Here is a 12,893-nt window from a genome sequence, read left to right on the forward strand (position 1 = left end):
GCTGTTTGTATGGGCTGCCGGCGTGGGTTTCTACGGTCGTACGGGGCCGCCGCGCTCATTTTTGCAAGAGCCTCAGGTTTTTCAGGTATTCAACTCGCCAGCAGGCGAGAGGCGGTTTTGAATGAAGTTTGTTGACGAAGTATCCATTCGGGTCAAGGCCGGTGACGGTGGCAACGGTTGCATGAGCTTCCGTCGCGAGAAGTTCATCGAGAACGGTGGCCCCAACGGTGGTGACGGTGGCGACGGTGGTTCGGTGTACATGATCGCCGACGAAAACCTCAACACCCTGGTCGACTATCGCTACACCCGTCACCACGAAGCCCAGCGTGGCGCCAACGGCGGCAGCACCGACTGCACCGGCAAGAAAGGCGACGACCTGTTCCTGCGTGTGCCGGTCGGCACCACCGTGATCGACGCTTCCACCCAGGAAGTGATCGGTGACCTGGTCACCCCGGGCCAGAAGCTGATGGTCGCCCAAGGCGGCTGGCACGGCCTGGGCAACACCCGCTTCAAGTCCAGCACCAACCGTGCACCGCGCCAGACCACCCCGGGCAAGCCAGGTGACCAGCGTGACCTGAAGATGGAAATGAAAGTGCTGGCCGACGTCGGCCTGCTGGGCCTGCCGAACGCCGGCAAGAGCACCTTCATTCGCTCGGTTTCGGCCGCCAAGCCGAAAGTGGCCGACTACCCGTTCACCACCCTGGTGCCGAACCTGGGCGTGGTCAGCGTCGACCGCTGGAAGAGCTTCGTCATCGCCGACATCCCCGGCCTGATCGAAGGTGCTTCCGAAGGCGCCGGCCTGGGTATCCGCTTCCTCAAGCACCTGGCGCGTACCCGCGTGCTGCTGCACCTGGTGGACATGGCGCCGCTGGACGAAAGCAGCCCGGCCGATGCCGCCGAAGTCATCGTCAACGAGCTGACCCGCTTCAGCCCGTCGCTGGCCGAGCGTGAGCGCTGGCTGGTGCTGAACAAGGCCGACATGGTCATGGAAGACGAGCGCGACGAGCGGGTCAAGGAAGTGGTCGAGCGCCTGCAGTGGGAAGGCCCGGTCTACGTGATTTCGGCCATCTCCAAGCAGGGCACCGAAAAGCTCAGCCACGACCTGATGCGCTACCTCGAAGACCGCGCCGACCGCCTGGCCAACGACCCGGCCTACGCCGAAGAGCTGGCCGACCTCGACCAGCGCATCGAAGACGAAGCCCGTGCCCAGCTGCAGGCCCTGGACGACGCCCGTACCCTGCGCCGTACCGGCGTCAAGAGCGTGCACGACATCGGCGACGATGACGGTTGGGACGATGATTTCGAGGACGACGAAGACGGCCCGGAAATCATTTACGTGCGCGACTGACCGGTTGCAGTACACTAAACGCCGCTCTTTGGAGCGGCGTTTTTGTATCCACGGTATCTACAGATTCGACATAGGTTGGAAGAAGATGCGAAGCAAGGTGACGGGCGCCAAGCGCTGGGTCGTGAAGATTGGCAGTGCTCTGCTGACCGCCGATGGCAAAGGCCTCGACCGCGGTGCCATGGCCGTTTGGGTCGAGCAGATGGTCGCGCTGCGTGAGGCAGGCGTGGAGTTGGTACTGGTCTCCTCCGGGGCCGTGGCTGCCGGCATGAGCCAGCTGGGCTGGACGTCGCGACCGAGTGCGATGAACGAGCTGCAGGCGGCTGCTTCGATCGGCCAGATGCGCCTGGTGCAGGCCTGGGAGTCGAGCTTCGGCGAGCACGGCAAGCACACCGCGCAGATCCTGCTGACCCATGACGACCTGTCCGACCGCAAGCGTTACCTGAACGCCCGCAGCACCCTGCGCACGCTGGTCGACCTGGGCGTGGTGCCGGTGATCAACGAAAACGATACCGTGGTTACCGACGAGATCCGCTTCGGCGACAACGACACCCTGGCGGCGCTGGTAGCCAACCTGGTCGAGGCTGACCTGCTGGTGATCCTCACCGACCGCGATGGCATGTTCGATGCCGACCCGCGCAACAACCCCGACGCCCAGCTGATCTACGAGGCCCGCGCCGACGACCCGGCACTGGACGCCGTGGCCGGCGGTACCGGTGGCGCCCTGGGCCGTGGCGGCATGCAGACCAAGCTGCGCGCCGCGCGCCTGGCAGCCCGTTCCGGTGCCCATACCATCATCATCGGTGGCCGCATCGAGCGCGTGCTGGATCGCCTCAAGGCTGGCGAGCGTCTGGGTACCTTGCTGTCGCCCGAGCGCGGCATGCTTGCCGCACGCAAGCAGTGGCTGGCCGGCCACCTGCAGACCCGTGGCACCCTGGTGCTGGACGCCGGTGCCGTGCAGGCGCTGCGCCAGGCCAACAAGAGCCTGCTGCCGGTTGGCGTGAAAACCGTGCAGGGCAGCTTCCGCCGTGGCGAGATGGTGGTGTGCGTCGGCCCGGACGGCCATGAAGTGGCGCGCGGCCTGGCCAACTACAGCGCCTTGGAGGCGCAGAAGATCATTGGCCAGCCGTCGGATGCCATCGAAAGCATCCTGGGCTATATCGCGGAGCCTGAGCTGGTGCACCGCGACAACCTGGTTCTGGTCTGAGGGCGCGCACGTGCTGAAAAGGATGATTGCCGTGGCGGCACTGGCGTTGCCGATGCTGGCCGGGGCCGAGGAAATCGGCCAGGTGTCCACCGTGTTCAAGTTCCTCGGGCCGAATGATCGTATTGTGGTAGAGGCGTTCGACGACCCCAAGGTCGAGGGCGTGACCTGCTACCTGTCGCGGGCCAAGACTGGCGGCGTGAAGGGTGGGTTGGGGCTGGCGGAGGACCGGGCGGAGGCATCGATTGCCTGTCGCCAGGTCGGGCCGATCAGCTTCAAGGGTGAGCTGAAGGATGGCGAGGAAGTGTTCAAGGAACGCACCTCGCTGGTGTTCAAGACCATGCAGGTGGTGCGCTTCTTGGACAAGAAGCGCAATACGCTGGTGTACCTGGTGTACAGCGACCGCATGATCGAAGGCAGCCCGCAGAATGCGGTGACCGCGATTCCGATTCTGCCTTGGGCTCATTGATAGCTTGGTAGATCCTGGGAGGCCTTTGGCCTCCATCGCGACACAAGGCCGCTCCTACAGGGGGACGCGAATCCCTGTAGGAGCGGCCTTGTGTCGCGAAAGGGCCGCAAAGCGGCCCCAATTACCTCAGGCCAATTCCTCGGCCTGATGATCCTCACGCACAACCGCCTTCACCTCATCGCGACGGCTGATGAACTTCCAGTCCGCCTCGTCGATGTAGATGCCATTCGGCCCGCTACCACCTTCCAGGTCGATCGCCACGCGTGCAGACACCTGCGGCTTCACGCTCGCCAGGATCGGCACGAAGCCCAGCTGCAGGCTGGTTTCCAGCAGCGCAGCCTGGTTGCGTTCGTCGATGTCCGCCGCTTCGTCCAGGTAGTACGGCAGGCGGATGCGCCCGGCCAGGTCGCGGTCCATCAGGTGCAGCAACAGGTACATGTTGGTCAGCGCCTTGATGGTCATGGTGGTGCCGTTGGATGCCGCGCCGTCGATGTCGGCATGGATCACCGGCTGGCCGTTGACCTTGGTGATCTCGAACGCCAGCTCGAACAGGTCCTTCAGGCCCAGCTGGTTGTGGTTGGCTGCCACCAACCGTGCCAGGTATTCCTTGGCCTCTTCGTTCTTGTTGTCCTGCTCGGCGCTCTGGGTCAGGTCGAACACCGACAGGGTTTCGCCTTCTTCGTACTGACCGGCGCTGTGGATGATCTGGTCGATGTGCTTGAGCGCTTCCTTGTTCGGCGCCAGCACCACGCGGAAGCTCTCCAGGTTGGATACCTGGCGCTTGTTGATTTCGCGGTTGAACAGGGCCAGCTGGTGCTCGAGGCTGTCGTAGTCGCTGCGGATGTTGCGCAGGGTCCGGGCGATGTCGGTGACCGCGGCGCGACGGGCCTTGGCCAAGGTCAGGGCTTCGTCGGTGCGGTGCGCATAGGCATTCACCAGCAGTTGCAGGCGGCGTTCCATGTCGTCTTCGCTGTCGAACTTGGCCACGCCTTTCAGGCGCACCTGGGCGTACAGCGCCTCGATCTGGTTGTCCACCCGCTGCAGGCTCTGCCAGCTGTCCTGGTAGTCGTTGAGCAGTGGCAGCAGGTTGTCCATCGAGTCGTCGATGGCTTCCATGTACGGCGTGCCGTAGGGCAGGTCGGCCGGCAGCAGCTGGCGACGGCGCAGGGCGTCTTCCAGGGTGCGCTGCTTGGCCTCGAGGTCGCCGATCTGCCGGCCGACCAGTTGCAGCTTGGCCGACAGCTGCTGGACGCGTTCGGTGAAGGCGTCGCTGGAGCGCTTGAGTTCGTCCTGGGCGGCTTCGAGCTGCGACAGCTGCTCCAGCTTCTCGGGCTCTTCGGCGGCCAGGGTTTCGCTGCGGCGGAAGTCTTCCAGCGCTTTCTGCGCGTCCAGTACCTCCTGGTACAGGGCCTCGGTCTGCGCCTTGGAGGCGGAGCGGTCGGCGGCCACGGCCTGCTGGGTCTTGAGCTGCTTCAGCTCTTTTTCCAGGCGCTCTTTCTGGTCACGCAGGGCAGCACGGTCGGCCAGGGCCTGCAGCGCCGGTGGGTCGATGTGCGACAGGTCGATGGACAGGCCCGGGGCTTCGAAGCGTTCGCCCTTGAAGCCGTCGAGTACCGTTTCCAGAGATTTTACCCACAGGTCGCTGTCGTCCAGTTCGATACCGCGCTCACCCAGCGGCAGGCTGAACAGCGCGCCGTTGAACAGGCGCATCAGGCGGTCGACGTCCTGCTGCGAGAACTCTTCGCGCAGGCGGGCGTAGCTGTTGTTGTCGGCGTGGTCGAGCTGCTGCTTGACCTGCTTCAGGCGCTTTTCCAGGTCGCGGACGCGTTCGTCCAGGTCTTCGGCGCTGAACTGCCGCGACTGGGCCAGGGCGCCGGCCAGTTCGTCGTGGGCGTCCTTGGCCGCCAGCAGTTGCTGCTCCAGCACCTTTACGTCATCGACCAGGGCGAAGCGGTGCTTGAGCACCGACAGCTCGCCCAGCCAGCGCTGGATACCGGTGATTTCACGCTCCAGGCGCATCAGCTCCTGAGTACCGCCGCGCTGGTCGTTCTGCAGGCGGTCCTGCTCGCCACGGTAGTGCTCGGCCTGGATCACCAGCTCTTCCTTGCGCGCCATGGCGTATTCCTGCCAGGTGCCCAGCAGGGTGTCGAGCACTGGCGAAATGCGGTGCAGCTTGCCGCGCAGGATGTCGCGCTGGGCCACGCCACCGGCCAGGGCCTCGACCAGCGGGCCGGCGGCGACCAGGGCGTTGTAGTCCTGTTCCATGCGGCGCACGTCGCGGAAGGCTTCCTCGCACGCGGCGATATAGTCGACGCTGCCAGAGCGCAGGCTGTGCTCGAAAGCGTCGAGGAACAGCTGCTTGAGCTTGGCGGCGGTGATTTCGCGCATGTGCAGCAGGTTGATGAACAGCGCGCGGAAGGTTTTCAGGCTTTGCTCGCTGGTCGAGCGCAGCGGGATCATGGTCAGGTCCAGCGGCACCGAGGTGTGGCCACCGACCAGCAGACGACGCAGTTCGTCCGGCTTAAGCTCGTAGGCCTTGATCCCCAGACGCTCGAGGTTGGTGAACAGCTCTTTCTGGCGCAGGCAGGTGTCGTTCTTCTGGTAGTGGGCCAGGTCCAGTTCGCCCTTGTAGGCAAAGAACTGGTGGCCGAAACCGCCGCCCGGGCCGCGGCCGACAACGCCGATGACGTGCGGGCCGTGGGGCAGGCTCAGTTCGCAGAGAATGTACGAGGTATCGCTGGCGAAGTAGAAGCGGCGCGATTGCTCGAGGCTGTACTTGCCGAAGCTCATGTCCGACATGCGCGCCAGGATCGGGAACTGCAGGGCGTTGATCGACGCCGATTTACCCAGGTTGTTGGCACCGTATACCGACAGTGGGTGCTCCAGCGGGAACAGGCCAAGGCTGTAGCCGGCGGTGTTGAGCAGTGCGAAGCGGCGGATGCCGTAGCGTTCCTGGCTCATGCGTCAATCTCCTGTTGCTCTTCGCGGATCGCCCGGGCCAGGGCTTCCTCTTCGCTTTCCTCGCCCTCGAAGGGGGTGAGGTCGAGCGGGTCGTCGGTGCGGTTGAGTTCTTCGGGGCTTTCTTCCTCGACCAGTACCGGGGTCGGCAGCGGCAGGTCGCTGTGCAGGGTGGCTGCCAGGTCGCGGTCCTGCTGCACGGCCAGGCACACGTCGAGGAAGCGATGCATCGGCGGCAGGAAGCGGTAGATGCCGCCTTCCTCGAAGGCGAAGCCGAGCTGGGTCATGCGGCGCAGGATTTTTTCTTCCAGCTCGTCCACGGTCTGCACTTCGGCCTGCAGGAACAGGTCGCGGTACTTGTCCAGCAGCGAGGGCAGTTCGTCACGGCCGATGCTGCCGCCATCGAGCACGGCCATCGGGTCGCGGCCCTGGTCGGCCAGGTGTTCGACCAGGATGAAGGTGAACAGCGACAGGCGCTGCGCGGTCTTGTTGACCTGCGCGGCGGTCATGTCCGGCACGAAGTAGTAGAAGCCACGGGTGTCGCACACCAGTTCGAAGCCCAGGGCCTTGAACAGGGTGCGGTACTGGTCCTGGAAGTTCGACAGCTGGGCGTAGAGCTCGGGGTCGCGGCGGCTGACGTGGAAGCCTTTGAACAGCTCGCGGAAGATCGGCGCGAGCTGGGACAGTTCGGAAAGATCAAGATGCATGGGCTGGGCTCGCGTTGGATTCGGTAGGCGCGCTGGCGGCGTCTTCGCGGCTGGAAGTCAGGGCGAACGAGCGCAGGCTGACCAGGTGTTCCTGGGTGATGTACTCACGGCGGTCGAGGCGTTCGCGCTTGAAGCGCTTTTCCCGCGACAGGCGCGAGAACCAGTACAGCAGCTCGTCGGTGGCGCCTTCGGGTTCCTGCTCCAGCAGCCAGACCATCAGGTCGGGCAGCGGCAGGGCCTGTTCGCAGCGTTCGGCCATTTCCTTGACCGTGCGCGGTGCACGGGGCAGGGCGCCGGACTGGGTCTTGTGGGCCTTGGGGAAGCGCGCCGGCTTGGGCTCGAAGCGGGCCAGGGCGTAGACATAGGCCTCGACCTGGCTGGCGCTGCCGAGGAAAGTGCTTTGCGGGCGGGTGAACATCGGCATGGCCGCTTGCGGTACGGCGTCGATGCCCTTGCGCCGGATCACCGACAGGGCCAGTGCGGCGCCACGGGTCACGGCGTTGTGCCGGCGGGCTTCCTCACGCAGCGGCAGCAGCAGTTCGCGGGCGTGGCGCAGGGTCAGCTGGGCGCTGGTCTGCATTTCCAGGATGCGCGCGTGGGTGCGCAGCAGCATGTCGTCGTCGACCAGGTGGCCCAGGCGCGCCTGTTCGCCCAGCAGCTTCAGCAGCACGGTCTCGACCTTGCGCACGCCCTGTTCGAAGGCACCGTCGGCGTTGACCAGCTGGATCATCGGCTCGACATACTCGTCCCAGGTCGCCAGTACTTCGGCATAGCGCTGGCGCAGCGGGATCTGGCGGTTGCTGGTCTTGGCCCGCTCGGCCACGGCCACCAGTGCCTGCTCGTCGTTGTCGAGCTTCTTCAGTACATCGCGCACGCGCATGTCGAGCAGGCGCAGCTGGCGCGCCAGGTCGTCGCTGTCGCGGTTGTCGAAGGCGTCCTGGATATGCCCGGCCAGGCGCTCCAGGTGGCGCAGGTAGGCTTCGATCTCCAGGCACAGGCCCAGCCGGTGTTCGCGGCGCAGGTAGGCGAGGAAATCGTGGATCTGCGCGTTGAGCTCGAAACGGTTCGGGCTCTTGGCCACCGGGACCAGGATATCCAGGCGGATCCACACGTCGAGCAGCTGGGTGATGTCCTGCGGGGTGCTCTCGACCTGCTGGCGGGCCACATGCTGACGCAATTCGACCAGGCTCAGGGTGCCCTGGTCGAAACGCTCGCACAGCGGCTCGATCAGGGCCCAGTGTTCGGCTAGGGCGCGCAGGACGCGCTTGGGTTCGATCATTGGCTTCGACTCGTTGCCAAGAAAAAGGGGGCGATTGTACTGCATCCGGGGGGGAGGTTTTCACCCCTTGGTCTGTAATGGGGGAGTACGTCTTGGTTTTTGTGGCGCCTGTGAGATCGAGCGCCGCCCGCGCGGCGCTTCGCGGGGCAAGCCCGCTCCCACATTTGTTGCAACGTGGCCATGCCTGTGAAAGAGGTGTTGTCAGCCTTGGTGCACGGCTTGAGGCAAGTGGGGAGGCAGCAGCGCCAGCCGTGAAGTCCAGCCGGCCCAACAAGGCTGGCAGCCACGGCCTGTCAGGTTCGGCACGTTGCAACAAATGTGGGAGCGGGCTTGCCCCGCGAAGCGCCGCGCGGGCGGCGCTCGGTCTGATAGGCGCTGCAAAAACCAAGGCGTACACGTTAGAATGGCCAATTGTCTCCACCCCTCGGAACCCCGCCCCTTGCTCACCGAACCCCGTCGCCGCGCCTACCTTTCCGCCATGCAAGTGGTGCACTGGCTGCCGCGCGCCGAACTGCCGTTCGCCGCACCGTCGCGGCCCGAGCTGCTGCTGCCGGTGGCGCCGGTCGAGGACCTCGATTTCGACGTCAGGCCGGCACCGGCTGCCAACGAGGCGCCAGTCACCCACCAGGCCCGCTCCGGCGAGCGGCCGAAAATCGAGATTCCGCGCCCGGGCAGTGCGCCCAAGCCGGCCGCCAAGCCCGCCGAGGCCGAGGAGCAGGCCGCGCCACCGCGCCCGGCCCCGGTGCCACCCCCGCGCTTTTCGTTGCAGTTGCTGCGTGCCGGCAGCTGCCTGCTGCTGGTGGAGTTGGCCACCGGCCAGCCGTTCCAGAGCCGCGACCCGTCCTACCTGCTGCTCAAGGACATGCTGCGCGCCGCCGGCCTGCCCGACGCCCCGCAGATCATCGGCGAGCCGGTGCGCTGGCCGCTGCTGGTGCGCGGCAACATGGACCAGGGCCCAGAGGCGGCGCGCGATTTCGTCCAGGGCTTTGTCCAGGCGCGCCTGGAAGACGCCCCGTGCACCTGCCTGTGGCTGGTCGGCCTGCCGGCGCTGCGCTTTGCCGCCAATGTCGACGGCGAAGCCTATTACCAAACCCTGAAGCTCGAGGGCCTGGGCGAAGCCTGGGCCTTGCCGGGCCTTGAACTGTTGATGGACGAGCCGCAGCGCAAGGCGGACGTCTGGAAAGCCATGCGCCAGCTGATGGCGCGCTGGAAGAGCGTTGAATGAGTGACTCGATCAGCTTCCGCCCGATGACCGAGGCGGATCTGGATGCCGTACTTAAGATCGAATATGCCGCGTTCAGTCATCCCTGGACCCGCGGGATCTTTCAGGATGCGCTCAAGTCGTACGAAGTCTGGCTGATGTTCGACGGCCAGCAGCAGGTGGGCCATGGCGTGATCAACGTGATCATCGACGAGGCGCACCTGCTCAACATTACCGTCAAGCCGGAAAACCAAGGCTGCGGCCTGGGCCTGCGCCTGCTCGAGCACCTGATGGCCCGGGCCTACCAGCTCAATGGCAGGGAGTGCTTCCTGGAAGTGCGCGCCAGCAACCAGTCGGCCTATCGTTTGTACGAGCGCTACGGTTTCAACGAAATCGGCCGCCGCCGCGACTATTACCCGGTTGCCGGTGGCCGTGAAGACGCCCTGGTGATGGCCTGCACCCTGCTCGAGGACTGACCTTGCAGGGGCTGGCGCTGTCACGCAGGCAAACCCTGATGAGGCAACGACCATGCACGACCTGCAGGAACTGATCGACAACAACGCCCGCTGGGCCGACGCGATCAACCAGCGCGACCCCGACTTCTTCGCCAAGCTGGCCCGCCAGCAGACTCCCGAATTCCTCTGGATCGGCTGCTCCGACGCCCGCGTGCCGGCCAACGAAATCGTCGGCATGCTGCCGGGCGATCTGTTCGTTCACCGCAACGTTGCCAACGTGGTGCTGCACACTGACCTCAACTGCCTGTCGGTGATCCAGTACGCGGTGGAAGTACTGAAAGTGCGGCACATCCTGGTCACCGGCCATTACGGTTGCGGTGGCGTGCGCGCCGCCATGCAGGATCGCCAGCTGGGCCTGATCGACGGCTGGCTGCGCTCGATACGCGACCTGTATTACGAAAAGCGCGCCGAGCTGGCCAAGCTGGACAACGAAGAGGCCAGGGTCGACCGCCTGTGCGAACTGAACGTCATCCAGCAGGTGGCCAACGTGGCCCATACCAGCATCGTGCAGAACGCCTGGCACCGTGGTCAGGAACTGTCGGTGCATGGCTGCATCTATGGCATCAAGGATGGCCGGTGGAAGAGCCTGGACACCACCATCAGCGGCTTCGCCCAGCTGCCGCCGCAGTATCGGTTGCGGGCGTTGGAGTAGCAGTTTGTCGCAACTCTCCTTGCGGCAACCCGGGTTTTGAAACGGCTTTCATCATCACCAGTACGCGGGCTTCAGTGCCGGTTTTTTCTGGGTGGGAACCCGATCGGGAAACTGATGGGAGGCTAGTTCGTCCTCCGTTACCATCTGGCGCATCCAGTGGGCGTTATTTCTGAGTGAGCCCGGCAGCGTTCGCTTCATGCCTTTCCGATGCGGCAGGATCACACCCAATCGCAAATCGGGGAAGTCTTCGCGGATGGCTCGCAATGCTGGTGTCAGGTCGGTGTCAGCGGAAACCAATACCAGTTGTTGGACTCGCTGATCCGCTGGGAGCCTACTTTCTTGGGCTGCGAGTCGATACATGCTGATGGCGATGTGTACATCCGTTTCTTTTTCTTCCAGCTTCCAGATAGCCACCTGGTCGAGCCTGGAAGGTGGCGTTTCCTTGTTGACGAAGCGAGGCGCGTTGCGCGGCTCGAGTTGATGCCGGCCGTAATGCACGTCGACACCTTGCGCGATCAGGGCACGCAGGTAGCTATCCTGCGCCTCTTTTGAAAGGTTCCCGCGGCTGGCGAGCGATGGCTTAACCCCGGAAGTAAAAAAGCTGATGGCTGTCAGTTCGCTGTCAGGTTGCTCGACGCGGAGAATGTGCTTCAGTAAGGCAGGCAGGTTCAGCCACTTGTAGCTTGTGCCTGCCACCAGGCCATAGAACACGTTGTAGCCATCAACAAAACAGGCAGTACGCAAGGGTTTCATTTCCCTGAAAACGAAAAAACCGGCACTAGGCCGGTTTTCTCACCCCAACAGCCGACGAACTGAATCATCGCGTACGAGGCTGAGTAGTGAATGGAATTATGCCACCGTGGCTGAGTCAGTCAACGGGTGTGCTTGATCCGGCGAGCAGTTACAGGGCAATGATGGCTGACAATGGCCGATCTTGGGGGATCAATAACTAGGAAGTGTGTTTCCCGGCGTTGCACATGAAATGGCCTGAAACATAAGCATTGAACACGTTAGGCGAAGGAGCCGATATGGGCAGCACAAGGTGCTGGTTGCTGACGCTGGGTTTGGCGTTGGGCGGAGTGGCCCACGCCGACGAACGCGACCTGTGGATGTTCGCCCAGTGGGCTGGCGACCATCACACTCGTCCCTTCCGTGAAATGCTGGTGGATGCCCGCCTTTACGGCATAGTGCCTATCCATCAGCTGCTGCGTTCGGCTTCGGACTGGAAGCTGTGCCACGCGTCCCCCTTCGCCGTCCCGCCTGCCAGCAACTGGCCGGCAGTGCGTTCTACGCTCTCGCTGATCAAGGCGCTCGACGACCAGGGCATCCTGCGCCAGTTCGAGGTGGTTTCGGCCTATCGAGACCCACGCCTGAACGTCTGCGCCGGCGGGGCTGCCAACAGCGCCCATACCCGGGCGTTCGCCGTCGATATCCTGCTACCCGACTGGGCGGACCCCAACCCGCTGTGCCGTTTCTGGCAGCAGTATGGCCAGGCCTGGAACATGGGCCTGGGGCGCTATCCGTCCGGGCGTATTCATGTGGATACCGCGGGTTACCGCACCTGGGGTGGTGACGGCCGTGCAGGTTCGTCGTTCTGTATCAAACCCAGATGAGCCAGGCAGCTCCTGCATTCGCCTATCACCCACGTGGCGAAGCGCTGGCGCTTGCCGTCGTCTTCCAGCGGCTGGGGGCTGAGCAGGTGGTAGGCCGAGCCGTCACACACAAAGCCGAACGGCGCCTGCAACTGCCCGCTGTCGAGTTCGTCGCGCACCATGAGGGCTGAGGCCATGGCCAGGCCGAGGCCGGCGCTGGCGGCCTGAATCGACAGGTAGAAGTGCTCGTAGTCGCTGCGCTCGGTATGCCGGGCCTGCTGGCCGCTCAGGCGCAGCCAGTTGGGCCAGGCGCCGGGGCGGGTGGCGCTGTGCAGCAGGCGTTGGCCTTCAAGTTGGATGGGGGCGGTGGGGTGGCAGACCGGGCCGATCCATTCGTCGCAGATCTTCTGGTTGTACAGCTGCTTGTCCCAGTGGAAGTCATCGCGGCGAATTGCCAGGTCGACACCACTGCGGGCGAAGTCCAGTGGCCCGCCTGCGGCCACCAGGTGCAACTGCAGGTCGGGATGGGTGGCATGGAAGCGGGGCAGGCGCGGGATCAGCCAGCGCATGGCGATGGTCGGCTCGCACGACAACACCAGCACGTTGTCGCGGGCCTGTTGTTGCAAGCGCTGCACGGCGCCTTCGAGCTGTTCGAAGATTGCCTGGGTGGTGCCCTGCAAGGCACGGCCGGCAGCGGTGAGGAAAATGGCTCGGTTGCGGCGCTCGAACAACTCCACACCAAGGCTTTCTTCAAGCAGGCGCACCTGGCGGCTGACTGCGCCATGGGTGACGTGCAGGTGCTCGGCGGCGCGCACGAAGCTTTCGGTTTCGGCGGCGATGTCGAAGTAGCGGAAGGCATTGAGTGGGGGCAGTTTCATGGCATTTGTGTTGCCAGTACCGGCCTCTTCGCGGGCTTGCCCGCTCCCACAGGGTTTCACCGCGACTGAGAGTTGTGGGTTACCTGTGGGAGC

At 64.5% G+C, this 12,893-nt stretch carries 12 protein-coding genes; 7 read left to right on the forward strand and 5 right to left on the reverse strand.

The annotated features are described in order from the left end of the window. Positions 1–121: 121 nt before the first annotated feature. The 3 genes from cgtA to C163_RS03430 all read left to right on the forward strand — a co-directional run bounded on the left by cgtA (position 122) and on the right by C163_RS03430 (position 3,018). Positions 122–1,348, forward strand: a complete 1,227-nt coding sequence (gene cgtA, locus C163_RS03420) for an Obg family GTPase CgtA (protein ID WP_025337634.1) — start codon at positions 122–124, stop codon at positions 1,346–1,348. Between the two features lie 85 nt (positions 1,349–1,433). Next, on the forward strand, positions 1,434–2,552 hold the full coding sequence (gene proB, locus C163_RS03425; RefSeq protein WP_025337635.1) for a glutamate 5-kinase: 1,119 nt from the start codon (positions 1,434–1,436) through the stop codon (positions 2,550–2,552). Between the two features lie 22 nt (positions 2,553–2,574). Next, positions 2,575–3,018, forward strand: a complete 444-nt coding sequence (locus C163_RS03430) for a CreA family protein (RefSeq protein WP_038407896.1) — start codon at positions 2,575–2,577, stop codon at positions 3,016–3,018. Positions 3,019–3,144: 126 nt separating this feature from the next. Here the strand turns inward: C163_RS03430 and mksF are convergent, their stop codons facing one another. Genes mksF through mksB form a run of 3 tightly spaced genes read right to left on the reverse strand, consistent with a single transcriptional unit; the run spans position 3,145 to position 7,962 of the window. Then, on the reverse strand, positions 3,145–5,979 hold the full coding sequence (mksF, locus tag C163_RS03435) for an Mks condensin complex protein MksF (protein ID WP_025337637.1): 2,835 nt from the start codon (positions 5,977–5,979) through the stop codon (positions 3,145–3,147). Next, on the reverse strand, positions 5,976–6,683 hold the full coding sequence (gene mksE / locus C163_RS03440; protein WP_025337638.1) for an Mks condensin complex protein MksE: 708 nt from the start codon (positions 6,681–6,683) through the stop codon (positions 5,976–5,978). The genes mksF and mksE overlap by 4 nt, the downstream gene beginning before the upstream one ends. Then, positions 6,673–7,962 (reverse strand): Mks condensin complex protein MksB, encoded by a 1,290-nt coding sequence (gene mksB / locus C163_RS03445; protein WP_024086237.1) that lies wholly within the window; start codon positions 7,960–7,962, stop codon positions 6,673–6,675. Before mksB ends, mksE begins: the two co-directional genes overlap by 11 nt. Before the next feature lie 439 nt (positions 7,963–8,401). Between mksB and C163_RS03450 the strand changes: the two genes are divergently transcribed. The 3 genes from C163_RS03450 to can are packed head-to-tail and all read left to right on the forward strand — an operon-like array spanning position 8,402 to position 10,330. Then, on the forward strand, positions 8,402–9,187 hold the full coding sequence (locus C163_RS03450) for a hypothetical protein (protein WP_025337639.1): 786 nt from the start codon (positions 8,402–8,404) through the stop codon (positions 9,185–9,187). Continuing rightward, positions 9,184–9,639 carry a ribosomal protein S18-alanine N-acetyltransferase gene (gene rimI / locus C163_RS03455; protein ID WP_025337640.1) on the forward strand — a complete coding sequence of 152 codons (456 nt, stop codon included), beginning with the start codon at positions 9,184–9,186 and terminating at the stop codon, positions 9,637–9,639. Before C163_RS03450 ends, rimI begins: the two co-directional genes overlap by 4 nt. Positions 9,640–9,691: 52 nt before the next feature. Further along, complete coding sequence (gene can, locus C163_RS03460; RefSeq protein ID WP_025337641.1) at positions 9,692–10,330, forward strand: carbonate dehydratase; 639 nt, start codon at positions 9,692–9,694, stop codon at positions 10,328–10,330. A gap of 54 nt (positions 10,331–10,384) precedes the next feature. Here can and C163_RS03465 read toward each other — a convergent pair whose 3' ends face one another. Beyond that, entirely contained in the window at positions 10,385–11,074 is a 690-nt protein-coding gene (locus tag C163_RS03465) for an NYN domain-containing protein (protein ID WP_025337642.1), read from the reverse strand. 284 nt (positions 11,075–11,358) lie between these two features. Between C163_RS03465 and C163_RS03470 the strand changes: the two genes are divergently transcribed. Then, the gene (locus C163_RS03470) at positions 11,359–11,943 is read left to right on the forward strand and encodes a D-Ala-D-Ala carboxypeptidase family metallohydrolase (RefSeq protein WP_025337643.1); all 585 of its coding nucleotides are present in this window, start codon (positions 11,359–11,361) and stop codon (positions 11,941–11,943) included. Here C163_RS03470 and C163_RS03475 read toward each other — a convergent pair. Then, positions 11,883–12,800, reverse strand: coding sequence for a LysR substrate-binding domain-containing protein (locus C163_RS03475; RefSeq protein WP_025337644.1), 918 nt, complete (start codon positions 12,798–12,800; stop codon positions 11,883–11,885). The two genes, C163_RS03470 and C163_RS03475, sit on opposite strands and share 61 nt — an antisense overlap. Positions 12,801–12,893: the final 93 nt, after the last annotated feature.

The organism is Pseudomonas sp. FGI182, assembly GCF_000511325.1.
Taxonomy (GTDB): domain Bacteria; phylum Pseudomonadota; class Gammaproteobacteria; order Pseudomonadales; family Pseudomonadaceae; genus Aquipseudomonas; species Aquipseudomonas putida_Z.